This is a genomic window from Nocardioides eburneus (assembly GCF_040838215.1).
GTDB lineage: Bacteria > Actinomycetota > Actinomycetes > Propionibacteriales > Nocardioidaceae > Nocardioides > Nocardioides eburneus.
This window is the reverse complement of the sequence record NZ_JBFPJR010000013.1, coordinates 82555-109317: the sequence shown is the minus strand read 5'-3', so window position 1 is coordinate 109317 and position 26763 is coordinate 82555. Positions and strand designations below refer to the sequence as shown.

General features: G+C 72.4%; 19 protein-coding genes. 12 read left to right on the top strand and 7 right to left on the bottom strand.

The window, feature by feature from the left end; genetic code table 11:
• Window positions 1-55: 55 nt before the first annotated feature.
• Window positions 56-1645 carry a DHA2 family efflux MFS transporter permease subunit gene (locus AB3X52_RS09655; protein ID WP_367993686.1) on the bottom strand — a complete coding sequence of 530 codons (1590 nt, stop codon included), beginning with the start codon at window positions 1643-1645 and terminating at the stop codon, window positions 56-58.
• Window positions 1646-1752: 107 nt separating this feature from the next.
• Window positions 1753-2574, bottom strand: a complete 822-nt coding sequence (locus tag AB3X52_RS09650) for a nucleotidyltransferase family protein (protein WP_367993684.1) — start codon at window positions 2572-2574, stop codon at window positions 1753-1755.
• A 139-nt stretch (window positions 2575-2713) separates the two neighbouring features.
• On the opposite strand from AB3X52_RS09650, the gene AB3X52_RS09645 reads away from it, so the two are divergent.
• Both AB3X52_RS09645 and AB3X52_RS09640 read left to right on the top strand, forming a co-directional pair.
• A complete protein-coding gene (locus AB3X52_RS09645; RefSeq protein WP_367993682.1) occupies window positions 2714-5494 on the top strand; it encodes a DEAD/DEAH box helicase in 2781 nt (926 codons plus the stop codon).
• Window positions 5494-6174 (top strand): SWIM zinc finger family protein, encoded by a 681-nt coding sequence (locus tag AB3X52_RS09640; RefSeq protein WP_367993680.1) that lies wholly within the window; start codon window positions 5494-5496, stop codon window positions 6172-6174. Before AB3X52_RS09645 ends, AB3X52_RS09640 begins: the two co-directional genes overlap by 1 nt.
• Before the next feature lie 64 nt (window positions 6175-6238).
• On the opposite strand, the gene AB3X52_RS09635 is transcribed toward AB3X52_RS09640, so the two are convergent.
• A complete protein-coding gene (locus tag AB3X52_RS09635; protein WP_367993678.1) occupies window positions 6239-6802 on the bottom strand; it encodes an SACE_7040 family transcriptional regulator in 564 nt (187 codons plus the stop codon).
• Between the two features lie 105 nt (window positions 6803-6907).
• Between AB3X52_RS09635 and AB3X52_RS09630 the strand changes: the two genes are divergently transcribed.
• The gene (locus AB3X52_RS09630; RefSeq protein ID WP_367993676.1) at window positions 6908-8146 is read left to right on the top strand and encodes an MFS transporter; all 1239 of its coding nucleotides are present in this window, start codon (window positions 6908-6910) and stop codon (window positions 8144-8146) included.
• Here the strand turns inward: AB3X52_RS09630 and AB3X52_RS09625 are convergent.
• Window positions 8072-8707 carry a GNAT family N-acetyltransferase gene (locus AB3X52_RS09625; protein ID WP_367993674.1) on the bottom strand — a complete coding sequence of 212 codons (636 nt, stop codon included), beginning with the start codon at window positions 8705-8707 and terminating at the stop codon, window positions 8072-8074. The genes AB3X52_RS09630 and AB3X52_RS09625 overlap by 75 nt on opposite strands.
• Before the next feature lie 62 nt (window positions 8708-8769).
• Between AB3X52_RS09625 and AB3X52_RS09620 the strand changes: the two genes are divergently transcribed.
• From AB3X52_RS09620 to AB3X52_RS09595, 6 genes are read left to right on the top strand one after another with little or no spacing between them, the layout of a single operon-like run.
• Window positions 8770-10335, top strand: a complete 1566-nt coding sequence (locus AB3X52_RS09620; protein ID WP_367993672.1) for a carboxyl transferase domain-containing protein — start codon at window positions 8770-8772, stop codon at window positions 10333-10335.
• Between the two features lie 28 nt (window positions 10336-10363).
• On the top strand, window positions 10364-12223 hold the full coding sequence (locus AB3X52_RS09615; RefSeq protein ID WP_367993670.1) for an ATP-binding protein: 1860 nt from the start codon (window positions 10364-10366) through the stop codon (window positions 12221-12223).
• Window positions 12223-13182 carry a hydroxymethylglutaryl-CoA lyase gene (locus AB3X52_RS09610; RefSeq protein WP_367993668.1) on the top strand — a complete coding sequence of 320 codons (960 nt, stop codon included), beginning with the start codon at window positions 12223-12225 and terminating at the stop codon, window positions 13180-13182. The genes AB3X52_RS09615 and AB3X52_RS09610 overlap by 1 nt, the downstream gene beginning before the upstream one ends.
• Before the next feature lie 36 nt (window positions 13183-13218).
• Window positions 13219-14313, top strand: a complete 1095-nt coding sequence (locus AB3X52_RS09605) for a hypothetical protein (protein ID WP_367993666.1) — start codon at window positions 13219-13221, stop codon at window positions 14311-14313.
• Window positions 14310-15452, top strand: a complete 1143-nt coding sequence (locus AB3X52_RS09600) for a hypothetical protein (RefSeq protein WP_367993664.1) — start codon at window positions 14310-14312, stop codon at window positions 15450-15452. Before AB3X52_RS09605 ends, AB3X52_RS09600 begins: the two co-directional genes overlap by 4 nt.
• Window positions 15449-16657, top strand: coding sequence for a hypothetical protein (locus tag AB3X52_RS09595; protein WP_367993662.1), 1209 nt, complete (start codon window positions 15449-15451; stop codon window positions 16655-16657). Before AB3X52_RS09600 ends, AB3X52_RS09595 begins: the two co-directional genes overlap by 4 nt.
• Here the strand turns inward: AB3X52_RS09595 and AB3X52_RS09590 are convergent.
• Window positions 16618-17310: an EcsC family protein gene (locus AB3X52_RS09590; RefSeq protein WP_367993661.1), complete on the bottom strand. Its 693-nt coding sequence runs from the start codon at window positions 17308-17310 to the stop codon at window positions 16618-16620. The two genes, AB3X52_RS09595 and AB3X52_RS09590, sit on opposite strands and share 40 nt — an antisense overlap.
• Before the next feature lie 92 nt (window positions 17311-17402).
• Here AB3X52_RS09590 and aat point away from each other — a divergent pair, with 92 nt between their 5' ends.
• Both aat and AB3X52_RS09580 read left to right on the top strand, forming a co-directional pair.
• Complete coding sequence (gene aat / locus AB3X52_RS09585) at window positions 17403-18098, top strand: leucyl/phenylalanyl-tRNA--protein transferase (protein ID WP_367993659.1); 696 nt, start codon at window positions 17403-17405, stop codon at window positions 18096-18098.
• Window positions 18099-18222: 124 nt separating this feature from the next.
• A complete protein-coding gene (locus AB3X52_RS09580) occupies window positions 18223-19002 on the top strand; it encodes a DUF2510 domain-containing protein (RefSeq protein ID WP_367993657.1) in 780 nt (259 codons plus the stop codon).
• A 36-nt stretch (window positions 19003-19038) separates the two neighbouring features.
• Here the strand turns inward: AB3X52_RS09580 and AB3X52_RS09575 are convergent, their stop codons facing one another.
• Both AB3X52_RS09575 and AB3X52_RS09570 read right to left on the bottom strand, forming a co-directional pair.
• The gene (locus tag AB3X52_RS09575; protein ID WP_367993656.1) at window positions 19039-19365 is read right to left on the bottom strand and encodes a rhodanese-like domain-containing protein; all 327 of its coding nucleotides are present in this window, start codon (window positions 19363-19365) and stop codon (window positions 19039-19041) included.
• 10 nt (window positions 19366-19375) lie between these two features.
• Window positions 19376-20239, bottom strand: coding sequence for an Fpg/Nei family DNA glycosylase (locus AB3X52_RS09570; protein WP_367993654.1), 864 nt, complete (start codon window positions 20237-20239; stop codon window positions 19376-19378).
• A gap of 128 nt (window positions 20240-20367) precedes the next feature.
• Between AB3X52_RS09570 and AB3X52_RS09565 the strand changes: the two genes are divergently transcribed.
• Window positions 20368-26721 carry a hypothetical protein gene (locus tag AB3X52_RS09565; protein ID WP_367993652.1) on the top strand — a complete coding sequence of 2118 codons (6354 nt, stop codon included), beginning with the start codon at window positions 20368-20370 and terminating at the stop codon, window positions 26719-26721.
• The last annotated feature ends 42 nt before the right edge of the window (window positions 26722-26763 follow it).

Below are 26763 nucleotides of genomic sequence, written 5' to 3'. Positions count from 1 at the left end.
ACGCGCCGTCCACCCGATGGGTGGACGGCGCTTCGGGAGCGTTCGGCGCGCAGCCTCAGTGAAGCACGGTCGGGGCGTGCTCGGTGGTGTTGAGGCCCTCCTCCTTCTTCTTGGGGAAGAAGAAGACGGCGATGAGGAACGTGACCGAGATGATGACGATGGCGACCCAATAGCTGGTGTGGAACGCCTTCGCCATGTCGGAGAGCACGGACGGCTGGAACGCGTCGCCGAGCTTCGCCGCCAGCTCGGTGGCCCAGGTCGGCGGCTGCTCGCCGGCGGCCTTGGCGTCCGCCAGGGCCGTCGCTGCCTTCACGGGCTCCGAGCCGTTGAGCTTGTTGGTGAGGACGACCGAGATCACCGCGACGCCGGCCGAGCTGGCGATCTGCTGGATCACGTTGATGAGCGTGGAGCCACGGGCGACGGCGTGCGCGGTCAGGGTGCGCAGCGCGGAGGTGAAGGTCGGCATCATCGTGCCGCCCATTCCGAGACCCATGACGAAGAGCCACGCGCAGATGTGCCAGACGGGCGTGTCGGGGGAGGTGCTGCTGGCGAGCCCCACCATGCCGATGATGATCCCGAGCATGCCGAAGGGCACGATCCGGCCGACGGGCAGCTTGTCGGCCAGGACACCGGCGATCGGCATCACGAGCATGGCGCCGAGACCCTGCGGGGCGACGAGCAGACCGGCCTTGAGCGTGGACTCTCCGCGCACCTGCTGGAAGTAGGTGGGCACCAGCAGCAGCGCGCCGAAGAACGCGCCCGCGAAGAGGAACATGACGATGACCGACACGGTGAACTGGCGGTCGCGGAAGAGCCGCAGGTCGAGCAGCGGGTGCTTCGGCTTGAACGACCAGAAGACGAAGCAGGCGATCAGCGCCGCGCCGATGATGCCGGGCACGAGCACCTTCGTGGCGGCGACGGTGCCGGTCGACGGGATCGAGGAGACGCCGTACAGGAAGAGCGCCAGACCCGGCGACATCAGCAGGATGCCGACGATGTCGAAGGACTCGCTCGGGTTCACGTCGTCCTTCGGCAGCGCGAGAGTGGCGTAGACGATCGTGATGATCCCCAGCGGCAGGTTGATCAGGAAGACCCAGTGCCACGAGGCAGCGTCGATCAGCCAGCCACCCAGGATCGGGCCGAGGATCGGGCCGAGCAGCATCGGCACCCCGAGGATGGCCATCAGCTTGCCCATCCGGTGCGGGCCGGCCGCCTTGGTCATGATCGTCATGCCCAGCGGCATCAGCATGCCGCCGCCCAGACCCTGGAGAACGCGGAAGCCGATGAGGCTCTCGATGTTCCAGGCGAAGGCGCAGAGCGCGGAGCCGAGGGTGAAGAGGGTGACCGCGGTCATGAACAGCTTCTTGGTGCCGAACCGGTCCGCCGCCCATCCGGCGAGCGGGATCACCGCGGCGAGCGCGAGGGTGTAGCCGGTGACGGTCCAGGCCACCGTCGAGTAGGCGATCTCCTCGCCGTTCCCCGCCAGTTCCTTCTGGAAGGTCGGCAGCGCGACATTCACGACGGTGATGTCGAGGATCGACATGATCATGCCGAGGACGACGACCCCGGCGACGACGAGGATGTCGCGAGTGATCCGGTCGTCGTCGGCTTGCTGCGGGGACTCGTCAATCAACTCGCTGGTCACCGGCCAAGCCTAAGCGGAGTGTCTGACCGTTTCCCAATCTTTTCGGTGAATGCCCGGTGACCTTCGCGGCCGGACGTGCGCCGGACGTGCGCGCGCCGGCGCTGCGATCAGCGGTCGCACGCGTCCGCGGTCTCGTCGAGCAGGTCGCGCGCTGCCGCGAGGGTGGCGCTGAGCTCCGCCGCCGTGGTGCCTGGGCCCCCGCACAACCGCTGGGCCCGTCCGGCGAAATCCTCCGGCGCGGTCGGGAGGAGACCGGCCGACGCGACGGCACCCTTCTCGTTGACGACCCAGCGCCCGGCCGCGGCGTGGAGGGCATGGGCGCACAGCAGGACGACCCGGAACAGGCAGCCGGCCACGTAGGCGCAGTCGGTGCGCTCCACCGCCTTTCCGGCGCTCGTCAGCAGGAACGATCCCTCCCGCAGTCGCCTGACGACGGCGTCCTGCAGCGCCGGTGGGTAGTGGCGCGCCTCCGCCTGGAGCGACGTCAACCGGCCCGAGGGATCGGCCAGGATGCGCGCGAGGGCGACTTCACCGGCGTACGCGAAATCCGGCACGCCCAAGGGATGACCGACCTGGGCATGGAAGCCGAAGCGCCCCTGCTGGGCGTCGTCCCAGCTGGCGCGGACGCGGTCGAGGTCGCGATAGATCCAGTCCACGGCCGTGCCGTCGATGGTCAGCCATGCGCCACCGTCGACCCACGGGCCCCACTCCCCGGGCGGCGTGACCCGGGCGTCGTGGCCGGCAACCTCGCGGGCCAGGGCGCCCAGCGCCTCGAGGTCGAGCGGAGGGCGGTAGTAGAGCCCGAGGTCCACGTCCGACTCCGGGGTGTGATCGCCCCGGGCGCGGCTGCCGCCCAGCGTCACCGCGACGATGCCGGGGACCACGACGAGCCGGTCGGCGAGCATGTGCAGCGCCTCGTCCTCGATCACGTGTTCATCGTCACGCCGGCGAGTGGCGCCCGTCCACGCGTTATCGGTACGCCGTGGGACGCGCCGCGGCCGCCCTCGGCCTCCACGATGGGTGGAGCCGAGGGCGGCGCTGTCGGTGGTGAGAGCTAGGTTGCCCGATATGAGCTTCGTCCCCGTCACCGGCCCGGCCGTGTTCCACGCGGCCGTCCCGCCGCGCGAGGGGACGATCGAGTTCGCCGACGCGCGTCGTACGGTCAGCCTGCCCGTCCGCGCGGCCATCCCGGTGCTGTCCAAGGCTTGGTCGCGTGACGATCTCCATCCCTCGGTCGCGCTGCTCGCGGCTGCGGTCCATCTCGCGCTCCGGCTGGTCGCGGCCGGCCGGCTCGAGCCGGCGGCCGATGCGGCGTCCTGGCAGGTCGCGCTCGGCGAGGGCGACGCGGACCGCGTCCGACTGCTCGCCGAGGCCCGGGCGTACGACGCCCTCGACGCCGCCGCCGCGGAGCGACTGGTGCGCGAGGTGCTGGACGCCGTGGCCGACGCGATGCCGCGGAGCTCGCCCTCGCCGGCCCGGCGGTCCACGGCGGCGTCCTCGGTGCGGCCGGCGGCCGACGCGACCGCCGACCCGGGGCGGGACGCGGCGCGAGCCGCCGCCTTCCGCGAGCGCCTCCAGGCTCGGCTGGCGCGCCACGTCACCGAGTCGCTGCCGGCGAGCGCCGAGCTGCCGTCGCTGGTCTCGGTCTCGCTGCGCGTCGAGGCCGACGAGGAGGAGCTGACCGCGGGCACGGTGCGGGTGGTCCCGCAGGTCCACGACGACGCGGACCCGCTCCACGTGGTCGACGCGGCGCGGCTGTGGACCGAGGACGACAGCGACCACGGCTTCGGTCCCCGCGCACGGACCCACGCGCTGGTCGCGTTGCGCGGAGCGGCCGAGGCCTGGCCGGTGCTCGACCGGCTGCTCGACCTCCCCGTCCCGACCGACGTCACCCTCGACGGTGCCGAGATCACGGATCTTCTGGAGGACGGCGTCGCAGACCTGAAGGAGCGCGGGGTCGACGTGCTGTGGCCGCGATCCCTGGGACGCGAGCTGACCGCCTCGGCGGTTCTGGAGGGCCGGTCGTCGTCCGCAGGCGCGCGCGAGGACCTCCTCCACGACGGTCTCTTCGCGAGCCAGGACCTCTGCGCGTTCCGGTGGCAGGTGGCGCTCGGGGGCGAGCCGCTGACGGAGGAGGAGATGGATCGGCTGGCGTCGGCGGCGGCGCCGGTGCTCAAGCTCCGCGGCGCATGGACCGTCGTCCATCCCAGCATCGCCAAGAAGGCCCGCAAGCGCCTTCTCGCGCGTCTCTCGGGTGGTGAGGCGCTCGCGGTCGCGCTCACGGGCCGGGCGCCGGCGCAGGTCGAGGAGCAGGCCGACCAGGTCGTGGTCGGCGCCTCGATCGGTCGGCTGCGCGACGCGGTGACGACCGCCGCGGAGCGGGAGGTCCCCGTGCCGACCCGGCTGAAGGCCACGTTGCGCGACTACCAACGCACGGGCCTGTCCTGGCTCGCCGGGATCACCGGCCTGGGGCTGGGCTGCTGTCTCGCCGACGACATGGGGCTCGGCAAGACCGTCACGCTCATCGCGCTCCATCTCCATCGCGAGGAGCACGGCCCGGGCGGTCCGACGCTCGTCGTCTGCCCGACCAGCCTGCTCGGCAACTGGGAGGACGAGCTGGCGCGGTTCGCCCCCGACGTCCGCGTCACGCGCTTTCACGGCGCGTCCCGCGAGCTCGGCGGCGACGACGGCGTTGTGCTGACCACCTACGCGACGATGCGCCGCAGTGCCGAGACGCTCGCCGAGGTGCGCTGGGGGCTCGTCGTCGCCGACGAGGCCCAGCACGTCAAGAACGCCGCCTCCGCGACGGCCCGCGCCCTGCGGCGCCTGCCGGCCGGTGCGCGGGTGGCGCTCACCGGCACCCCGGTGGAGAACGACCTCACCGAGCTCTGGTCGATCCTCGACTGGTGCGTCCCCGGCCTGCTCGGCAGCCGGCTGGCGTTCCGCCGCGCGTGGGCGAGCCAGATCGAGGCGGGCGTCGACCGCGGGAAGGCGCGCCAGTTCGCCGACCTGGTCTCGCCCTTCCTGCTCCGCCGGCGCAAGTCCGACCCCGGGATCGCCCCCGAACTGCCGGCCAAGACCGAGACCGACCATCCGCTCACGCTGACGCGCGAGCAGACGGTGCTCTACGAGGCCTACGTCCGCGACACCATGGAGCGCATCGAGCGGCTCGACGGCGACGACCCCGCGCGCCGGGGACTCGTGCTCATGCTCCTCACCGGGCTCAAGCAGATCTGCAACCACCCCGCCCAGTTCCTCAAGCAGTCCACCGGTCGCATCACCGGCCGCTCGGAGAAGATCGAGCTCCTCGACGAGCTGCTCGAGACGGTGATCTCCGAGGACGGCGCGGTCCTCGTCTTCACGCAGTACGTCGCCATGGCGCGTCTCCTCGAGAGCCACTGGACACGCACGGGCGTGCCCCACCAGTTCCTGCACGGCGCCACCCCGGTCCGCGAGCGGGAGAGAATGGTGGCGGCGTTCCAGGGCGCCCCGGGCCAGCAGAGCGTGCCGGTCTTCCTGCTGTCCCTCAAGGCGGGCGGCACGGGACTTAACCTCACCCGCGCGGACCACGTCGTCCATGTCGACCGTTGGTGGAACCCCGCGGTCGAGGACCAGGCCACCGACCGCGCCTACCGGATCGGCCAGACCAAGCCGGTCCAGGTCCACCGGCTCGTCACCCGCGGCACCATCGAGGAGCGGGTCGCCGAGCTCCTGACGCGCAAACGGGCGCTCGCCGACGCCGTCCTCAGTCGCGGCGAGGCGGCGCTCACCGAGCTCGACAACCAGGAGCTCCGTGCGCTCGTGACGCTGACCGCGTCAGGCTCATCAGGCTCGGCGCGGCGGCGCTGATGACCGCGGTCACCCACCAGCGCCAGCCGGTCCGTCGCAGCGCGCCCCGGCCGGAGTCCTGGTGGGGACGCGCATTCCTGCGGGCGATCGAGGAGGCGGCGTACGACGACGGCCAGCTCGCCGCCGCGCGGGCGCTGGCCCGCTCGGGCCGGATCGCCGGGCTCGTCGTCGACGCGGGGAGCGTCGCTGCGGCGGTCGACGCCGACGGCGGCCTGTGGACCGTCACCGTGGCCCTGCCGGTCCTCGACGACGCGTCGGCGGCGGCGTTCCTCGAGGTGCTCTCGACCGACCACCACCGCCTCGACGCCGTCCTGGCCGGCGGGCTGCCGCACGACCTCGTCGAGCATGCCGAGGAGGCCGGCGTCGAGTTGGTTCCCTATGGCGGCGAGCTCGGCGCTGCCTGCACATGCCGCCACTGGCACGACGTCTGCGTCCACGCGTTGGCCGTCCTCCACCAGCTGGCCTGGCTCGTCGACCGCGACGCCCAGGTCCTCCTCCACCTCCGCGGCGTGCCGCGCGACGAGCTGTTGGCTCGCCTCCGCCGGGTCGCCGTCCCCGCCGCCGACCTGCTCGGCTCCTACCCCGACTCTCGCGACGCCGCCGCAGGCAGCGAGGTCGACGAGGTCGAGATCGCCTTCGACGCCGCCCTGCGCGCCCGACGCCTCCTCGCGGACGGTTGAGTCCCGGGCTCTGGCGCGACTCGACGCGCCCGAGGCCACGAGTCGACCCGCCACAGGGCGGGACTCAACGGGCGAGCGCGGCGAGGGCCATCGAGGTGAGCACGGCGCGGGTCTCGCGGTCGGGGAGGACGCGGTTGTGTGGCGTGGAGTTGATCAGCCCGAAGGCGGCATGGGCCATGGCGCGGGCGGTGGGGCGGGAGAGGCCCGGGTGACGGAGGCGGAGCTGGTCGGCCCAGAGGTCGACGTACTCGCGCTGCAGGACCCGCACGCGGTCGCGCGCCTCCGCGGGGAGGGACTGCCAGTCGCGGTCCTGGACGACGATGAGGGCGCGGTCGCGCAGCGCGAAGTCGACGTGCCAGTCGACCAGGGCGGCGATCGCGGCGTCGGTCGAGTCGGCCGCGTCGACCCGGTGGCGACCCTCACTGAGCAGCGTCTCCGAGATGGAGACCAGCATCTCGGCGAGAATCGCCTCCTTGGAGGAGAAGTGCTTGTAGAGCGCCGGCCCGGAGATGCCGCAGGCAGCGCCCAGCTCCGCGACCGAGACGCCGTGGAAGCCGCGCGCCGCGAACAGCTCGGCGGCCGTGGCCAGGATCTGCTCGCGACGGGTGGGTGCCGGCGCGGTGGTCATAGCAGGAGGTTAACGGCCGCTCACCGCGCCGTGTGCGGCGACGGGTGGAAGAACATCTGGCCGGGGCAGGGATGGATCCGCGGTGCCGCGGTGTTGGGGCAGGTCGTGACCCACCCCGCGAGCGACCCCGCGACCGATCCGCGCACCGGCCCCGCCGCCCGCTCGGCCGCGTCGACGCGGACCCTGGCACTGGTCATGGCGGTGGCGTGCGGACTGACCGTCGCCAACCTCTACTACGGCCAGCCGCTGCTCGACCTGGTCGCCGACGCGTTCGACGTCGGCCAGGGGACGGCATCGCTCGTGGTGACCCTCACGCAGGTCGGGTACGCCGCCGGCCTGCTGTTCCTCGTCCCGCTCGGTGACCTGCTCGAGAACCGCCGCCTCGTCACCCGCCTGCTGCTCGGCACCGCGGTCTCGCTCGCGGTCGCGGCCGCGTCCCCGGTCTTCCCGCTCTTCCTGGCGCTCTCCGTGCTCATCGGGATCACCTCGGTGATCGTCCAGATCCTCGTCCCGATGGCGGCCCATCTCGCGCCGGAGGGACGCCAGGGCGAGTACGTCGGCACGGTCATGAGCGGCCTGCTGCTCGGCATCCTCCTCGCCCGGACGGTCTCGTCGGCGCTCGCCGAGGTGCTCGGGTGGCGGGCGATCTATGTGGTCTCGGCAGTGCTGATGGTGGTGCTCAGCCTCGTCCTGCGGCGGATGCTCCCGGTCTGGCGGCCCGATCATTCGTCGTCGTACGCCGGGATGCTCGCCTCCGTCTGGCGGCTGGTGCGCACGGAGCCGGTCTTGCGGCAGCGGGCGTTCGCGCAGGCGATGATGTTCGGCGCGTTCACGGCGTACTGGACGGCGATCGCCTACGAGCTCATCGACGAGCACGGCTTCAGCCAGGGCGAGATCGCGCTCTTCGCGCTCGTGGGTGCCGGTGGCGCCGCGGCCGCGCCGCTCGCCGGCCGGATCGCCGACCGCGGGCACGGCGACTGGGCGAGCGGTCTCGCCCTCGTGGTGGCCTCCGCGACGTTCGTCCTCTCCCTGGTCGGGCAGGGCAGCTGGGTGCTGCTCGGCGTGGCCGCGGTGGTCCTCGACTTCGCGGTGCAGTCGCACCAGGTCATGGGGCAGCACGTCATCTACTCGCTGCGCCCCGAGGCCCGCGCGCGGATCAACACCGCCTACATGACCACCATCTTCGTCGGTGGCTCGATCGCGTCGCTGTTCACCGGCTGGCTGCACGGCCACGGCGGCTGGCCGTCGGTCTGCGTGCTCGGCATCGTGCTACCGCTCCTCGGCCTCGCCTCCTGGCTGGCGCTGCGGGTCCGGACCCGCGCCCGGGCCGTCGAGGGGATGTGACGTCCTCGGCGACGACGCGCCTGCGACGTCGAGCACCATGACCAGCACGTCCGGTCCCTCGTCGCCGGCGACCTCGGTGAGCCAGCCCGGCCGTTGACGCAGGACGGGCCGCCAGCCCGACGACTCATAGAGCGACAGCGCCGCCGGGTGCACCGCCAGGACCTCCAGGCACGGATGCAGCCCGTGGGCGGCGATGTCGGCGACCACGGTGTCGAGCAACCGGCGCCCGAGGCCGTGGCCGCGGGCGTCCTGGCCCACGAAGAGCGTCGACACCCAGGAGAGTTCCGCGACGGCGCAGCCATGCGCCTCGGCGCAGGCCGCGTTCATCTCCTCCGCGCCCGGGAAGCCCGACAGCGGCCCGGTGCGGCAGACGTGGCCGACCGGAGCGCCGTCGAGCTCGGCGACCCAGGCCGCCTGCGCGTCCTCGGCGTGCAGGAACGCATCGACGGGGATCGGGAGCGGGTCCCGGAACGGGTACCTGCTCGTCGCCTGCTGCGCGAGGAGCACGTCGGCCAGCGCCGGCAGGTCGGTCCTACGCCGCGGCCGGATCGTCGTCGTCACGACCGGATCCTCGCAGAGCCCGGCCGCTTGCCAGCGAGGTTAACGATCGTTAACCTCGCAGCATGCCCACTCTCCGTGAGCTCACCGACGAGCTGCGCGACCGACTCGCCCGGGTCCGCCAAGGCGGGAACGAGCGCTCCCGCCAACGTCACACCGAGCGCGGCAAGCTCCTCGTCCGCGACCGCGTCGACGGCCTCCTGGACCCCGGCAGTCCGTTCCTGGAGCTGAGCCCGCTGGCGGCGTACGGCATGTACGGCGACGGCGCCGACCCCTGGACCGTCCCGTCCGCGGGCATCGTGACCGGCATCGGCCGGATCAGCGGCCGCCCGTGCATGGTCGTCGCCAACGACGCGACGGTGAAGGGTGGGACCTACTATCCGATCACCGTCAAGAAGCACCTCCGCGCGCAGGCGATCGCGGCGGAGAACCGGCTGCCGTGCGTCTATCTCGTCGACTCCGGCGGCGCGTTCCTGCCGATGCAGGACGAGGTCTTCCCCGACCGGGACCACTTCGGCCGGATCTTCTTCAACCAGGCCAACCTCTCGCGCGCGGGCATCCCTCAGATCGCCAGCGTCATGGGCTCCTGCACCGCGGGTGGCGCCTACGTCCCCGCGATGTCGGACGAGACCGTCATCGTGCGCAACGAGGGGACGATCTTCCTCGGCGGACCGCCGCTGGTGAAGGCCGCGACCGGTGAGCTCGTCACCGCGGAGGAGCTCGGCGGCGGCGACGTGCACGCCCGCCGGTCCGGCGTCGTCGACCACCTCGCCGACGACGACAAGCACGCGCTCGAGATCGTGCGCGGGATCGTCGCCACCACGACAGTCCGGGACTCGACGCGCCACCACCCGGGGCTCGACGACTGGGAGGAGCCGCTCGAGGACCCCGCGACCCTGGTGGACGTGGTCCCGAGCGACAGCCGGACGCCGTACGACGTGCGCGAGGTGATCCGCCGGATCGTCGACGGGTCCCGGCTGCAGGAGTTCAAGCAGCTCTACGGCGAGACGCTGGTCTGCGGGTTCGCCCACATCGAGGGTCATCCGGTCGGGATCGTGGCCAACAACGGCATCCTGTTCAGCGAGTCCGCGCTCAAGGGCGCCCACTTCGTCGAGCTCTGCAACCAGCGCGGCATCCCGCTGCTGTTCCTGCAGAACATCTCCGGCTTCATGGTCGGCAAGGAGTACGAGAACCGCGGCATCGCCCGCGACGGGGCGAAGCTCGTCACGGCCGTCGCCTGCTCGGTCGTCCCGAAGCTCACCCTCGTCATCGGCGGCAGCTTCGGTGCCGGCAACTACGGCATGTGCGGCCGGGCCTACGACCCGCGGTTCCTGTGGATGTGGCCCAACGCGAAGATCTCGGTGATGGGCGGCGAGCAGGCGGCCTCCGTCCTCGCGACGGTCCGCAGCGACCTCGAGACGCCCGAGCAGGAGGAGGCGTTCAAGGCGCCGATCCGGGAGCAGTACGACACCCAGGGCAACGCCTACTACGCCACGGCGCGGCTGTGGGACGACGGTCTCATCGACCCCGCCGACACCCGCCGCGTGCTCGCGATGGCCCTCGCCGTCACCACCACCGAGCCGACCCGCCGACCGACCCAGTCGCCGTCGTACGGCGTCTTCAGGATGTGAGACCCCGCCACGGCCCGAAAGGACCTGAATGCGTTCCCTCTTGATCGCCAACCGTGGCGAGATCGCCCTCCGCGTCATCCGCACCGCGCGCCGGATGGGGTTGCGCACGGTGGCGCTCCACACCGACCTGGACGTGTCCGCCCCCCACGCCCGGGCGGCCGACGCCGCCGTACGTGTCCCGTCCTACCTCGACATCGACGCGGTCGTCGCCGCCGCGCTGGAGAGCGGCGCCGAGGCGATCCATCCCGGCTACGGCTTCCTCTCGGAACGGGCGGCGTTCGCCCGCGCGGTCGAGAAGGCGGGCCTCACGCTCGTCGGCCCGTCCGCCGACGTCATGGACCTGATGGGCCGCAAGGACGCCGCCCGCGAGGTCGCGGTCGCCGCGGGCGTGCCGGTGGTGCCGTCCTTCGACGCAGACTCGGTCGGTCCTGACTCGACCGACGACCTCTTCCCGGTCCTGGTCAAGGCCGCCGCCGGCGGTGGCGGCAAGGGCATGCGCGTGGTGCGTGATCCGGCCGACCTGGAGGAGGCGAAGGCCGCGGCGGCGCGGGAGGCGCGCAGCGCGTTCGGCGACGACACGCTCCTGATCGAGAAGTACGTCGAGCGCGGTCGCCACATCGAGGTGCAGGTGCTCGGCGACGCCCACGGCCACGTGGTCCACCTCTTCGAGCGGGACTGCTCGACCCAGCGCCGCCACCAGAAGGTCCTCGAGGAGGCGCCGGCGCCGACCATCACGCCCGAGGTCCGCGAGCTCGTGACGAGCTCGGCGGTGGCGCTGGCCCGGCACGTCGGCTACGAGAACGCCGGCACCGTCGAGTTCCTCCTCGACGACCGGACCGGCGAGGCCTACTTCCTCGAGATGAACACCCGCCTCCAGGTCGAGCACCCCGTCACCGAGGCGGTCGTGCGGGTCGAGGGGGCGGAGCTCGACCTCGTCGAGCTGCAGCTCCGGGTGGCTGCCGGGGAGCGGCTGCCCTTCGACCAGGCCGATGTGACGGTGTCGGGCCACGCGATCGAAGCGCGGGTCTACGCCGAGGACTCCTTCCACGGCTTCCTGCCCCAGGCCGGCACCGCGACGCAGGTGCGGTGGCCGAGCGCGGACGCGTTTGTGCGGGTGGACCACGCGCTGGAGAGCGGCCAGGTGGTGAGCACGGCGTACGACCCGATGCTCGGCAAGGTGATCGCCCGCGGTGCCGACCGGGAGAGCGCGCGCCGGTCGCTCGTCCGCGCGCTCGACGCGACCGTGATCGTGGGGCTGACCACCAACACCGGCTTCCTGCGCGCCCTCGCCGCCTCCGACGAGTTCCGCGACGCCGCGATCGACACCGCCTGGCTCGACCGCCACGAGGTTCCGGCACCCGACCCGGAGCTCCCGCGTCGCATCGCCGCCTGGGCGGTCGCCGAGCGGAACAGGTACGCCGACGGCGGCCCGTTCCGGGCCGACGGCTTCCGCCTCGGGGGACCGCCGGCGCCCGTGGTCGTCGAGCTCGACGAGCCGGTGACCGTGACGCCGCTCCCGCCCGGGGTGGCCGAGCGGGCGACCGTGGTGATCCACCCGAGCCCCGGCCAGGAGAGCGTCGAGGTCGTCCATGAGGGCCAGCGGTTCGTCTTCACGCCGCCCGACCGGGTCGCCGGAGCGCACGCGCACGAGGGTGACGGCACGGTCCTCGCGCCGATGCCGGGCACGGTCCTCGAGGTGCGCGTCGCCGACGGCGACGATGTCACCGAGGGACAGGTGCTCGGCGTCATGGAGGCGATGAAGATGGAGGTGGCGCTCACCGCGCCGTTCGCCGGCCGGGTCGTGCTCGGCGCGGCCGCCGCCGGAGCGCAGGTCGCGCTGGGCGCCGAGCTGTTCCGGGTCGACCGGCCCGAGGAAGGAGACGCGTGATGGGACCCCTGCCCGCCGTCGTACCTGTGGAGGGGCTGCCGTCCCGGGTCACGATCTATGAGGTCGGACCGCGCGACGGCCTGCAGAACGAGAAGACCGCGATCCCGACCGCGACGAAGGCCGAGCTGATCGCCCGGCTGCTCGACGCGGGGCTCTCGCCGGTCGAGGCGACCAGCTTCGTCCATCCCCGCTGGGTGCCCCAGCTCGCCGACGCGGCCGACCTGGAGACGCTGCTCGCCGAGCGGCTCGGCGACGTGGCCCGTGACCTACCGGTGCTGGTGCCCAACGAGCGCGGACTCGACCGCGCGCTCGACCTCGGCCTGGCCCACGTCGCGGTCTTCGGCAGCGCCACCGAGACCTTCGCCCAGCGCAACCTCAACCGCAGCTATGACGAGCAGTTCGCGATGTTCGAGCCCGTCGTGACGCGGGCGAAGGACGCCGGCGCGACCGTCCGGGCCTATGTCTCGATGTGCTTCGGCGATCCGTGGGAGGGGCGGGTGCCGATCGAGCAGGTCGTGACCGCCGGCCGCCGCCTGCTCGACCTCGGCGCCGACCAGCTCAGCCTCGGCGACACCATCGGCGTCGGCACGGCCGGTCACGTCACCGCGCTCGTCGCCGCCTTCGTCGAGGCCGGGGTCGACGTGGACCGCTTGGCGCTGCACTTCCACGACACCTACGGCCAGGCGCTCGCCAACACCCTCGCGGGGCTGCACGCCGGCGTGACGACGTACGACGCCAGCGCCGGCGGGCTCGGCGGCTGTCCGTACGCGCAGAGCGCGACCGGCAACCTCGCGACCGAGGACCTTCTCTGGATGCTCGACGGTCTCGGCATCGAGCACGGCGTCGACCTGGCCAAGGTCGTCGCGACCAGCGTCTGGCTGAGCGGTGAGATCGGGAAGGAGAGCCCGAGCGCCGTCGTCCGCGCGCTCGGGGCGGGCACGGCCGCAGCGGGGGCGTGAGGTGGCCCCGACCGTGACTGAGTCACAATCTGGTGCATGAGTCGCAGGGTCTACGTCCACGTCGGCGCCCCGAAGACCGGCACCACCTATCTGCAGGACAGGCTGTTCCTCAACCGGGTGTCGCTGGCCGGGCACGGCATCGCCTACCCGACGGGGCTCAAGGGCGACATGTTCGAGCCCGCCCTCGACCTCATCGACCGGCCGTGGGGTGGGATGCGCGACGAGGTGCACGGCGAGTGGGACGCCCTCGTCCGGCGGGTCAAGCGCAGCAGCGGCACGGTCCTCGTGAGCCACGAGATCCTGGCCGGCGCCCGCCCGCAGCAGGTCCAGCGCGCGATGCGCGACCTGCGCGACTTCGAGGTCCACGTCATCTACACCGCCCGTGACATCGCCCGCCAGCTGCCCGCGGAGTGGCAGGAGCAGGTGAAGCACAACGGGCGCAACGGCTTCCGGCGCTATCTCCGTCAGGTCCGCAAGGCGCAGCAGAACCATCCCAACCGGTGGTTCTGGCGGGTCCAGGGGCTCCCCGACGTGCTGACCCGGTGGGGCTGCAACCTCCCGCCGGAGCGGGTGCACCTCATCACCGTGCCGCAGCCCGGTGCGCCGAAGGAGACGCTCTGGCTGCGCTTCTGCGAGGTGGTCGGCATCGACCCGGCGTGGGCGCCCGAGGAGGCCGAGCGTCACAACCCGTCGCTCGGGGGCGCCGAGACCACGCTGCTGCGGCGGCTCAACGCCGTGCTCCTCGACGAGGACTTCGGCGGCGACGACTACCGCACCATCGTTCGGGAGGTCATCGCCCATCGGACCCTCGCGCAGCGCACGGACATGACGCGGGTGACCCTGCCGCCGGGCGAGTACGACTGGGTCGAGCAGGTCGCCGAGAGCTGGATCGAGTGGGCCCAGGGCGCCAAGGTCCACGTCGTCGGCGACCTCGACGAGCTCCGGCCGCGCCGTCCCGCGGCCGACGAGCCGTGGGTCAACCCCGACAAGCCGCGCCCGCGCGACGTCGCCGATGCCGCGCTCGATGCCCTCGTCGCCGTCGTCCTGGAGGCGGGCCGCCGGCCCAACCCCGACGACCAGCTGCGTGCGAAGGTCGCCAAGGCCGTCCGCCGCGCCCGGGGCGGCCGGTGACAGGCCCGACGGCCGGCGCCTCGAGCAGCCTCACGAGCACCCGCGGCCATGGCTGGGCGGCCCACCTCCGCGAGGGCGGGACCACGCCCTGGGCGGCGTGGACCGGCGAGGCGTACGCCGACGGCCCGCTCCCCGGAGCGGAGCAGCTCGAGCTGCTCCGTCGGCTCAACGAGACCGGCGAGGTCGGTCCCGACCTGGCCGACCGGGTCCAGACGACCAGCGCACCGGGCCGCGGTCGTCGGGGCCTCCCGCTGCGCGGCGACGGTCCGCCGCCGGCGTACGGCGTCGCGCCGGTCGACCCCGCCGACCTCCCCGCCGAGGAGCTGATGCGCACGGCCGGGCTCCTGCTGGCCGAGGACCTCGTCGCGGGGCTGTGCGACCCCGAGCCGCGCTACCGCTGGCGTCGCCGCCTGCGCACCCGCTATCGCCTCGTCGGCGACCGGTGGATCACCGGTCCGCTCCGTGACGAGCTGGTCCGGAAGGGCCGGCCACAGGGCGGCCGCGGCATGACGGTGTACGTCGTCGGCGCGCCGCTCGACGAGCTGCTCACCCACGTGTGGACCGCCCGCTGCTTCGGCCAGGGGGCGATCGCCTTCGCGCCGTGGCTCGCGCGCGCCCGCCGGGAGGATGAGCTCGGCCCGCGCGGCGACCTGCGGCGCATCGCCGGCTGGTGGGCCGACCGGGTCGGGCGCGAGCGGGTGGAGATCGTGCTCGACCCCAGCGAGCTGCCGACGCTGCTCGGCGTCGGGGGCCGCATGCCCGGACCGCCGCGCCTGGCCGCCGACGCCGTCGAGGTGGCGCGCCGGGTCGGGCCGCTGCTCGGCCTGCTCGTGGAGCCCGAGGAGAAGGCCCGGCTGCTCCGGCGCGCGCTGCTGCCGCGGCTGCGCCGGGCCGCCGCTCCGGGCGCCGCCGGCCCCGCGCTCGCCGTCCCCGCCGACGACCTCGACTGGGTCACCGAGCGGGCGCTGACCCTCCGCGACGGCCTGCTGGCCGATGGCTACGCTGTCCACGGCGACCCCGACCTGCTGCTGCCGCGGGAGCGGTCCGGGGCCGCTCCGGCAGCGACTCCCGATCCCGGCGGGGCGTTGGCGCTGATGCTGCGGCTGCTGGTGGACGGACCGAGGAGGAGCCTGTCGTGACCAAGCGGGTGCTGCTGCACGTGGGCACGCCGAAGACCGGGACCACCTATCTCCAAGACGTCCTCTTCCGCAACCGCGAGCGGCTCGTGGGCCACGGCATCTGTTATCCGGCCGACCGGTTCGACGCGCACTTCCTCGCCGCGCTCGACCTGATGAAGCTGCCGTGGGGCGGTCTCGAGGCCGAGTCGCTCGGCGCCTGGGAGCGGCTCGCCGCCGCCGTACGCGACGCGCCGGACGGCAGCACCGTCATCGTGAGCCACGAGATCCTCGCCCATGCGTCCCGGCAGCAGGCCGACGCGGCGCTGGCCTCGTTCGGCGAGGGCTGCGAGGTCCACCTGCTGCTCTCCGTGCGCGACCTGGCGCGGCAGATCCCGGCCGAGTGGCAGGAGAACGTCAAGCACCGCAGCACCCTCACCTACGCCCGCTTCCTGGCGCGGATCCAGGACCCGGCGCGCGACTCCCAGGTGGGCTCGTGGTTCTGGGCCGTGCAGGAGTTGCCGGACATCCTGGACCGGTGGGGTCACCGGCTCCCGCCGGAGCAGATCCACCTCATCACCGTGCCGCCCGCCGGCAGCGACCGCACGCTGCTGTGGAAGCGGTTCAGCAACGCCTTCGGCCTCGACGGTCTCGAGCTCGACCTGCGGGGCGAGCGGGCCAACCCGTCGCTCGGCGTCCCGGAGACCGCGCTGCTGCGCCGGATCAACCTCAAGGCGAACGGCGTCGTCGCGCCGGCGGACTACCGCCCCCTGGTCCGCGAGCTGCTCGCCCACCGGGTGCTCTCCCAACGGCGGGGGTCGCCGCGCCTGGCGCTGCCGCCCGACGTCGCGCCGTGGGTCGAGCAGCTGTCCCGCCGGTGGGTCGAGGAGCTCCGCTCCCGCAGGTACGACGTCGTCGGCTCGCTCGACGAGCTCGTCGGCGTCACGGGCGACCCGACGGCGTACGCCGACCCCGACCGCCCGCGACCGCGACAGGTCGCCGCGGCGTCGGTCGACGTCATCGAGGCGCTGCTGGTCGAGAACGCCCGGGCGCGCCACGAGGAGCGCCGGCTGCACGGCGAACTGGCCGAGCTCCGGGACGCCTACCACCGGCTGGAGGAGAGCCGCCTGCAGCGGCGGATCTACCTCCGGCTCGAGCGCAGCCTCGCCGGGCGGGTGCTGCTGAGGGTCTACCGCGTGGTGCGGGGCAGGAGCTCGCGGGCGGCGTAGCGGCCGATCTGGAACGTCGTCCACGCGTCCGACCCGGCCCCGACGACGCCGCCGATGACCGGGATCCGCTTCCCGACCGTGGCGGCGAGCCGCTTGCCCGCGACCCTGCTCAGCATCTCGGCGGCCACCTCCGAGGCGACCAGCTTGTCGAGCGTCGCGTCGTAGGTCGGCGCCGTGGCGATCGCCATCGGCGGAGCCGGGAGCTTCTTCCGCTTGACCTGACGGGTGACACGGTCCTCGCCGAGCAGGCAGACGAGGATCGCGTTGCGGGTGCGCGGGTCGTCGAGGTCGTAGCCGCGCAGGTGGGCGATGCCCGCCACCATCCGACACTGGATGATGGCGAGGCCGCTGACGTTGGTCGGGATCAGCACCGCCGCGGTCACGAGACCGCCGAGGTTGGTCGCGAACCCGCCGGCTGAGGCCAGCGCCACGTGGTTCTCGATGACCTCGCGGACGGCCTTGTCGACGTCGCCCTTCTGCTCCTTGAGCTGCTTCTCGGCGGCCTTCAGCGCGCCCGGCAGCGGGCCGACGCCGACGATCGCACGGTGGAGCGCCTGGCGGATGAACCCGGAGGTGAAGCCGGGCGCGAGCTCGACCAGCTTCGGCGCCAGCGCTCCGGCGGCCGTCGTCAGGGCCTTCTTGCGGTTGACCATGGGCAGATCCTACGGACGAGTAGGAAGCGGTTCGCGACCAGCGGCGACCGGCCACTCCCTCCGGCCCGGCGACGAGCCGCTACCGTCCCCCTGTGCCTCGCGAGCCCGAACCGACCCGATGGGTCTTCGCCGACCTGCGCGACCCGCAGGCCGACGGGCTCCTCGACGACCTCGTCGCGATGGGCGCCGACCTCGAGCCGGGGACGCTCCTGGCGGCCTACCGCCACGGGCTCTTCCCCATGCCCGGGGAGTCGCCGCACGACCCGATGCTGTGGTTCTCCCCGGTCGAGCGGGGTGTCCTCCCGCTCGACGGCCTCAAGGTCTCCCGCTCGCTGCGCCGCTCCGCGCGCGACTTCGAGATCCGGATCGACACCGCCTTCGAGGACGTCGTCGCCGGCTGCGCGGACCCGCGCCGGCCGCAGGGCTGGATCGACCCGAGGATCACGGCGGCGTACGTCGCCCTCCATCGTCTCGGGTGGGCCCACTCGGTCGAGGCCTGGCGGGACGGGCGGCTCGCCGGTGGCCTGTACGGCGTCGCCATCGGCGGGCTCTTCGCCGGGGAGTCGATGTTCCACCGCGAGCGGGACGCGTCGAAGGTCGCGCTCCTCGGGCTTGTCGAGGTGCTCCGCGAGGGTGATCCCGACGTCGTCGGCCGGCGTCTCCTCGACGTGCAGTGGCAGACGCCCCACCTCGCCTCCCTCGGCGTCGTGGAGGTCCCGCGGGCCGGCTACCTCGACCGGCTCGAGCGTGCGCTCTCGCTCCCACTTCCCGCAGCCTTCGACGGTTAGCCTCGCGTCCGGCGGGGCAGAGTGGGGATGCGCCCGCGCGCACGCTGGGAGGCCGGCCCGACACAGGCTCCGCCTCCGGCCGCGCACTCGGGCGGCGTACACCCCACCTCGAGAGGAATCAGTGATGAGCCAGACGCCGGCAGGCTGGTACGTCGACGCGCAGGGCACCACCCGATGGTGGGACGGGACCCAGTGGACCGAGCACACCCAGCCCGCGGCCGTGCCGCCCGCCCCGCCCGCTGCTCCGACGGTCGCGCCTCCGGCCGCCTCGCCTGCGCCGGCCGACGATCTCGACGACCGGACGCGGGTGCGGCCCGCCACCGATCCCACCGCGCAGGCGGCGGCCTCGGCATCGGACATGTTCGCCAAGCCGGCTGCTCCGACCGCGCCGCCGGGGGCGCCCACCACCCCGCCGCCGCCGGCACCGCCGGCCGCACCTCCCTCGGCGTGGGCCGCCTCCGGTGCACCGGCCTGGCAGCCGGGCGCCGTGCCTGGGCAGCCGGGCCAGCCGGGCCAGCCGGGCGTGCCGGACCGGCTGGGCGGGGTCGGGCAGCCGGGCGCGCCGAGGTCGGGCGGGATCAAGCCGTGGATGGTGATCGTCGCCGGCGCGGTCGTCGTCGTCGCGATCGTCGCCGTCATCGTGGTGATCCTGAGCGCCGGCGGCTCGTCCGACCATGCCTCGAAGGCGGACTTCTGCACCTCGATGAACGGCTCGGTCGACACCAACGACGACCTGACCGCGATGCAGGACAGGATGCGCGACACCGGCACACCGGCCGACATGCCCTCGGACGTCCACGACGCGTGGGAGGCGTTCCTCAACCTCGACGACGTCGACGACTTCGGGCAGATCAAGGACCAGGTGGAGAAGCTGTCGGCGTACTACGCCGACACCTGCGACTGAGACCGGCGGCAGCCGCGCCGGCGGGGATCCGCGACCTCAGAGGACGTAGGGATCCTCGCCGGTCTCGCTGACCATGGGCCGTCCTGCGGCCTCCCAGTCGAGCATGCCTCCGGCGAGGTTGACGACGTCGTACCCCTGCTGGGCGAGGTACATCACCGCACGCGCGCTGCGGCCGCCGGCCTTGCAGACGACGAGGGTCTGCCCCTCGGGCACGTCGCCGAGACGGGCCGGCAGCTCGCTGAGCGGGACGTGGACGGCGCCGGCGATGTGACCGGCGGCCCACTCGTCGTCCTCGCGCACGTCCAGGACGGGGACCGGCAGCGGCTCCGGGACGTTGCCCAGCTCGATCGTGGGGATAGTCACGGCGCAGAGGCTACTTCAGCAGCTTGGACATCCGCCGGTCGGCGAGCGGCTTGCCGCCGGTCTGACAGGTGGGGCAGTACTGCAGGGAGGAGTCGGCGAAGCTCACCTCGCGGACGGTGTCGCCGCAGCGCGGGCAGGCCTGGCCGGCCCGGCCGTGGACCGCGAGGTTCGACTTCTTCTCACCCTTCAGCTCGCTGGCCGCGAGCCCGCGCGACCGCTCGACGGCGGACTCGAGGGTGGAGCGGAGGGCGTCGTAGAGGATCTGTGACTCCTCGTCGCTGAGCTCGGCCGGCTTGAACGGCGACATCCTCGCCGCCCACAGGATCTCGTCGGAGTAGGCGTTGCCGATCCCGGCGATCGTGCCCTGGTGGCGGAGGACGCCCTTGAGCTGCTTGCGCCCCTCCTTCGCGAGGATCTCCCGGAACCGCGTGAGGGTGAAGTCGTCGGTGAGGGGGTCCGGACCGAGCGTCGCGATCCCGGGTACGTCGGCGGGCCGCTCGACCACGTAGAGCGCGAGACTCTTCTTCGTGCCGGCCTCGGTGACGTCGAGACCCGAGTCGTCGTCGAGGACCACCCGCGCCGCGAGGGTCGACTTCGGGGAGGGCTTCGGCGGGATGGTCGGCACCTCGTCGCGCCAGCGGACCCAGCCGGCGCGGGCGAGGTGGAGCACGAGATGGAGGCCGGAGGCCTCGATGTCGAGGAACTTGCCGTGCCGGGTGACGTTGTCGACGAGCGTGCCCTCGAGCGCCTGCAGCGGCGGCTGGTAGGTCTTCAGCGCGCTGAACTGGGCCAGGTGGACCTTCGCGATGGCGCGGTCCTGGAGCCGTCCGCGCAGGTCGAGGGCGAGGGCTTCGACCTCCGGGAGCTCGGGCATGCGGCCCAGTCTAGGGAGGCGTCGGGCCGCGTCCACGAGCGAAATCGCCCCGTCCGGGGCGGTAAGGTCACGCCCAACGGTTACGTCGAGGGGCGGCCACGGCGCCGCGGGGCGAACGGGAGGACCCGATGCGCAGCGTGTTCCGTCGCCTGTCAGCCGTGATCGCGCTGACGCTGGCACTCGTGGGTGTGCTCGTGCCGATGCAGGTCGACATCGCCCAGGCGGCGAACACCCAGGACTTCACATCGAAGTTCTCCACCAATGCCAACGGCGCCATCATCACCGTGGGCAACAACCTGCTGACCTGTCAGGCCTCGAGCAGCTGCACCAGCGCCAAGAACGGCGCGGCCGTCGACGACAACTCGTTCACCATGGTCAACCTCGACGCGGACGATGACGCGTCGACGTTCAACTCCTCGTCCTCGACGCTCAGCCTCCCCGCCGGTGCCACGGTGCTGTGGGCCGGCCTCTACTGGGGCGCCCGCCTCGACCGCGGCACCGGAGGTAGCGCCGGCACCGGCAGCTACAACCAGATGCAGTTCCGCACGCCGGGCGGCGACTACCAGACGATCACCGCGAGCACGGCCACCCACGACCAGTTCGGCCCCAACACCAGCAGCAGCAACGCCTACCAGCGGTACGCCGACGTCACCTCGCTCGTCTCGGCGGCCGGCAACGGTGCCTACTGGGGCGCGAACGTGGTGGCCGGGACCGGTGCGGACAGGTACGCCGGCTGGGCGATGACCGTCGTCTACTCCGCGCCCGGCCTGCCGCTGCGCAACCTGACCGTCTTCGACGGGTTCAACGCGGTCGGCGCGGGCGCACCGCAGAACATCACCGTCAACGGGTTCACGGCGCCGCCGTACGGCACCGTGGACGCGCAGTTGACGATGGTGGCCTACGAGGGTGACCTGGCCCAGACCGGCGACTACACCCGGCTCAACAACACCCAGCTCGCCACCGGCATCTCGCCCGGATCGAACTTCTTCGACTCCACCAACGATGTCAACGGCTCCTCGGTCTCGTCGCGAACTCCGGCCGATCGCAACATGCTCGGGTTCGACATCAAGAACCTGGGCGCGTCGGGAGCGATCCCCAACGACGCGACGTCGGCGACGTTCACGTTCAGCAGCAACGGCGACGTCTACTACCCGGGCGTGGTGGGCCTGGCGATCAACCTGTATGCCCCCGACTACACCGCCTCGTCGAAGACGGTGGTCGACCTCAACGGCAACAACCCGGCCCGACCGGGCGACACGCTGCAATACACGCTCAACTACGTCAACACCGGCCAGGACCCGGCGGTCGGCGTGGTCTCGCGCGACCCGCTCCCGGCGAACACGACCTACGTCCCAGACTCCCTCGCGCTCGTCGATCCCGCGACCGGGACGACGACGTCACTCACCGATGACGCCGGTGACGATCGCGGGGAGGTGAGCGATGACACCGTGACCGTCCGGCTCGGATCGGGGGCCAACGCCACGACGGGCGGGCGGATGGCCTGCTCGGGCACCGGCTGCACCGACGACGGCACCTCGCGCCAGACCTACACCTTCAAGGTCACCCTGGACGCCGAGGCCGGTGGCACCACCGTCACCAACCTCGCGAACCTCGACTACGCCACCGAGACGACGGGGACGTCGGCGACCTACACGACCAACCCGGCGAGCGTCGACGTCACCCGGCGTGCGGACCTGTCGATCACGAAGGACATCAACCCCGACCCGGCCTCGGTCGGCGGCGACATCCGCTCAGTGATCACCGTGACCAACAAGGGCCCGAACGACGCTCAGGACGTGGTGATGAAGGACCCGGTCGTGGCGGGGTCGACCATCGACAACGTCGAGCCGCCCGACGGCGGCAGCTGTCAGGTCGCCGACGGGGTCATCACCTGCACGATGGGGGACCTGCCCAACGGCGAGTCACGGCAGATCGTCATCCACGGCCACATCCCCTCGAGCTCCACGCAGACGACCTTCACCAACGTCGCGAGCGTGAGCACGTCGTCCTACGACCCGGACCAGACCAACAACGTCGCCACCGACACCGCCACCCTGCGGCGCACGTCGGACATGAAGATCACCAAGTCCGTCACGCCGGCGAGCGCTGCACCGGGCGCCCAGGTGACCTACACGCTGGAGGTCTCCAACAACGGGCCGTCCGACACGTCGAACGTGGTCCTCACCGACCAGGTCGCCAATGCCGCCCAGCTCACGCTGGGCAGCGTCACGGGCACCACGGGCGGGGCGACCTGCGACACAGCCCAGTCCGGCAGCCTGCGCTGCACCGTCGCCTCACTCGCGGCGGGCGCCACCGCGAGCGTGACGCTGACCGGCACGCTCTCCTCCTCGCTCGGCGCGGGTGTGAACGTCGACAACACCGCCACGGTCACCTCGGGCAACGCCGACCCGGACGCCACCAACAACAGCGCGACCGCGCGGGTCACCACGACGGCGCCCTCGGCCGACGTACAGCTCACCAAGAAGGCCCCGGCGACGGTGTACGGCGGCGGTCCGATCACCTACACGATCCAGGCGCAGAACACCGGCCCCTCGGACGCGACGAACGTGGTGGTCACCGACACCGTCCCGGACACGGTCACGAACTTCACCGCCACCACGGACCGCGGCTCCTGCGTCGTCAACGGTCAGCAAGTGACCTGCACGATCGCCACGCTGACGGCAGGAGCGGCCGCGCAGATCCAGATCGCGGGCACCGTCGTGGCCAGTGCGCCGGCGAGCGGCACCATCGCCAACACCGCTACGGTCACCTCGGGCAGCACCGATCCGAACACGTCCAACGACGCCGCGACCGCGACCTCGAACCTGTCGGCGCACTACGACCTCTCGGTCGAGAAGACCGCCAACCGGGCCTCGCTGCCGGGCGCGGCACCGAGGGCCATCGACTACACGATCACGGTCCGCAACGCCGGCCCGTCCACCGCCCGTGGTGTCACACTGAGCGACCTGGTGCCGACCGGGCGGGGGATCGTCTTCGACTCCTACGACGGGGACGCCACCTGTGACACCAGCAAGGTCGCCGACACCTCCGCCGGCGACGCCGACCACGGTCTGCTGACCTGTTCGCTGGACGGACCGGTGGCGCCGGGCGGGACGGCCGTGGTCCACGTGCACCTGACCGCGACCGAGACGCTGGAGGGCACCGGCGACGTGACCGAGACGGTGACCGTGGCCGGCGCCGACGACACCGACTCCGGCAACAACCAGGCCACCTGGACACTCTCCGGCGATCCGTACAGCGACCTGTCGCTCAGCAAGACCGCGCCCCGGACCGTGCGCGCCGGCACCCAGATGGACTACACGTTCGTGGTCACCAACACCCCGCCGGATCCTGACGAGGAGCAGCTGGTCGCGCTCGCCCCGACGATCGCCGACACGCTGCCCGCCGGCGTCTCGTTCGTCTCCGCCCGCGTGGTCGACGCGGACGGGAACACCATCGGTGAGCCGGTCTGCACCACCTCGGGGCAGGACGTGAGCTGTGTGCTGCCGAACGACATCCAGCCGAACGCCACCGAGACCATGGTGATGACGGTCGCGGTCGCCGCCGACGCGGCCGACGGGTCGAACCTCCTCAACACCGCTGAGGTGATCCCCCAAGCGTCCAACCCCGACCCGACGACCCAGAACAACCGCTCCACCGCCACCACCACGGTGCAGGCCGTCGACGACCTCCAGGTCCACGACATGTCGGTGACCATGCGCACCGGCGATCCGGCGTACGACGGACCCGGCTCATGGCGGACGGCGACGTTCACCATCACCAACGACGGCCCGTCGCTCGCGCGCAGCGTCACCTTCCGGATGGACGTCTCGGCCGACGTGGGCGTGCGGCTGGTCGGCGACCTGGCCGACCGCTGCACGCTGGTCAACCAGGAGCTGGTCTGCACCATCGACGGCACCGACCTCGCCCCCGGTCAGTCCGTGACCGAGAGCGTCGACCTGGTGGTCGTCTCCTACGAGGACCCGGGCGACTACACCGCGAGCGTGACCGCCTCCACGACCACCCCGGAGACGACACTCGCCAACAACACCGCCCAGGCGCCGTTCACCGTCGGGGAGGCGCGGACCGACCTGCAGATCACCAAGGACTCCGTCGACCGCGTCGTCAACCCTGCCGACGGGCACGACGCCGAGGTCGCCGGGACGACGTACGGCTACACGATCACGCTCTCCACGCCCGACACGGCGCCGGACCGCTACGACGCCGACGCGCAGGACGTCGTGCTCGACGACCCGATGCCGGCAGGCTTCACCGCGACGCTGGTCTCGACCACCCAGGGCACCTGCTCGGTGGCCGACGACGGCGCCTCGGTCCACTGCGACATCGGCACCGTCGCCGGCTACTACCCGGCCCAGGCTCCGGATGTGACGGTGACGGTCTACGGCATCATCGACCCCGGCACCGAGGGCGAGCAGATCCCCAACACCGCCACCGCGACCTCGACGACACCGGCGATGGACGGGACACCGACGAAGGTCTCGGCCACCAAGCGGCTCGACATCATCGAGCAGGCCGACCTGCAGGTCGTGAAGACGCCCGACGCGCAGACGTCGTACGCCGGCGGCTCGGCCGGCTTCACCCTGACCGCGATCAACGCCGGACCCTCCGACGTCGAGGACGCGATCCTGACCGACACCCTGCCGGCCGGGATGACCCTCGACCCCGCCAACTCGCCAGGCTGTGCGGTCACCGGCACGACCGACGACGGCCGCGAGATCGTGACCTGTGACGACGCCGACCACGGTGGTGGCGGCTACCTGGTCGAAGCGGGCGCGTCCGTCAATGTGCGGGTCGTGGCGAAGACCTCGTCCGACGACACCGCACGCGAGGTCACCAACACGGCGCATGTCGCGTCGCCCACCGCTGAAGACCCGGACACCGGCAACAACACCACGACGGTCACGACGCACCTCGACGTGCTGGCCGACGTGGCGATCTCCGCGGCGGTGAGCACGGCCACGCCGGCGGCCGGGCAGGACATCACCTACACCGGCTACACGATCAACAACGGGCCCTCGGCGGCGCAGCACGTCACCGGCGACGTGACCTTCCCGCCGGGTTTCGTCCCGGTGAGCTATGACGTGCCGAACAACGACTGCACCTGGTCGCCGGAGGCCCCGGCCGATCCCGACTCGGTGGCATGGTCGGACACCTCCTACACGCTGCACTGCGAGCCGCAGGACCCCTCGACCCCCTTCGAGCCGGGCATCGCCGCGACCTCGGTCGTCGTCATGCACATCCCGGGCGACACCCCGGCGGGCACCTACACCGGACCGTCGAAGATCGCCACCGACACCCCGGAGTCGACCTACGCCAACAACACCGCCGAGGCGCCGGTCTACGTCCAGCACGTCTCCGACACCTCGATCACCAAGACGCTGGTCGAGCCGAATCCGATGGTCGCCGGCCAGCCGGCGACCTGGCGGCTGACTGTGCACAACAACGGCCCGTCGGACGCCAACAACGTGGTCATCGCCGACCAGGTGCCCGCCAAGATGTCGTTCGTGTCGGCGACCGACGAGTCGGGCAGCGCCTGCCCGGCGCCGGAGATCCACGACACCGAGACGATCGTGAAGTGCCCGATGGGCACGCTGAAGGCCGGTGCCTCCACCTCCGCGACGGTGACGTTCCAGATCGCCGCTGATGCCGGTGACGACGAGTTGTGCAACAGCGCGCTCGTCGGCTCCGGGTCGCTCGACCCGATCGCGGTCGACGACCCTGACGACGATGTCTACAGCGACAACGAGGACGAGGCCTGCGGCACCGTCAAGGTGCCTCCGACCCCGCCGGCGACCGACGTCGGGGTGAGGGTGACGACGCCGCAGAAGGTGCACCATCCGGGCGACACGGCGCGGTTCACCGCCGTCGTACGCAATCGGGGGCCGGAGCAGGCGACGGACGTCGTCGTACGCTTCCCGGTGCCGTCCGGGCTCACCAAGGTCAGCGGCCTCGTGCTCCGCTCCTCCGACGGTACGTCGCCCGAGGCGCACTGCACGATCGTCATGGGCCGTACGGCGCTGGTCGGTCGGCCGGCCCAGCCGGCGCGGTCGCTGGTCTGCACGGTGGGTGACCTGGCGCCCGGCCAGCAGGTGACCTACCGGATCACCGGGACGGTGTGGGGCAGCGCCGGCCGGAGGATCGCGCTGAGCGGCGTCGTGAGCCACGGCGAACGTGACACCGACCCCGCCAACGACCGCTCGGCCGCGGCCGTCCGGCTCGTCGCCCGCCACGCCGGTGGCGGCAACGGCGGCACGACCGGCGGCGGGAACGGCCACGGTGGTACGCCGACGTCGCCGGCCACCTCCGCAACCTCCGGCACGTCGGGTGGATCGGCAGGCGGTTCGTCGGGCGGACTGCCCGACACCGGTGGCCCGGAGCGCGGCTACCTCGTCGGCGGCGTGGCCGCCGTCCTCGTGGGGCTCGTGTTGCTCGTGGTCGGCCGCCGACGTCGTACCCGCTGATCGCCTGTGGAAATCGCCGGATCACTGGTGCGCCGCCGTTCG

What these genes read in the sequence shown, in the direction of transcription:
- AB3X52_RS09645 (WP_367993682.1), top strand. Translation starts at nt 2,714, where the DNA reads ATGAGCTTCGTCCCCGTCACCGGCCCGGCCGTGTTCCACGCGGCCGTC.
- AB3X52_RS09640 (WP_367993680.1), top strand. Translation starts at nt 5,494, where the DNA reads ATGACCGCGGTCACCCACCAGCGCCAGCCGGTCCGTCGCAGCGCGCCC.
- AB3X52_RS09635 (WP_367993678.1), bottom strand. Translation starts at nt 6,802, where the DNA reads ATGACCACCGCGCCGGCACCCACCCGTCGCGAGCAGATCCTGGCCACG.
- AB3X52_RS09620 (WP_367993672.1), top strand. Translation starts at nt 8,770, where the DNA reads ATGCCCACTCTCCGTGAGCTCACCGACGAGCTGCGCGACCGACTCGCC.
- AB3X52_RS09615 (WP_367993670.1), top strand. Translation starts at nt 10,364, where the DNA reads ATGCGTTCCCTCTTGATCGCCAACCGTGGCGAGATCGCCCTCCGCGTC.
- AB3X52_RS09610 (WP_367993668.1), top strand. Translation starts at nt 12,223, where the DNA reads ATGGGACCCCTGCCCGCCGTCGTACCTGTGGAGGGGCTGCCGTCCCGG.
- AB3X52_RS09605 (WP_367993666.1), top strand. Translation starts at nt 13,219, where the DNA reads ATGAGTCGCAGGGTCTACGTCCACGTCGGCGCCCCGAAGACCGGCACC.
- AB3X52_RS09590 (WP_367993661.1), bottom strand. Translation starts at nt 17,310, where the DNA reads ATGGTCAACCGCAAGAAGGCCCTGACGACGGCCGCCGGAGCGCTGGCG.
- AB3X52_RS09580 (WP_367993657.1), top strand. Translation starts at nt 18,223, where the DNA reads ATGAGCCAGACGCCGGCAGGCTGGTACGTCGACGCGCAGGGCACCACC.
- AB3X52_RS09570 (WP_367993654.1), bottom strand. Translation starts at nt 20,239, where the DNA reads ATGCCCGAGCTCCCGGAGGTCGAAGCCCTCGCCCTCGACCTGCGCGGA.
- AB3X52_RS09565 (WP_367993652.1), top strand. Translation starts at nt 20,368, where the DNA reads ATGCGCAGCGTGTTCCGTCGCCTGTCAGCCGTGATCGCGCTGACGCTG.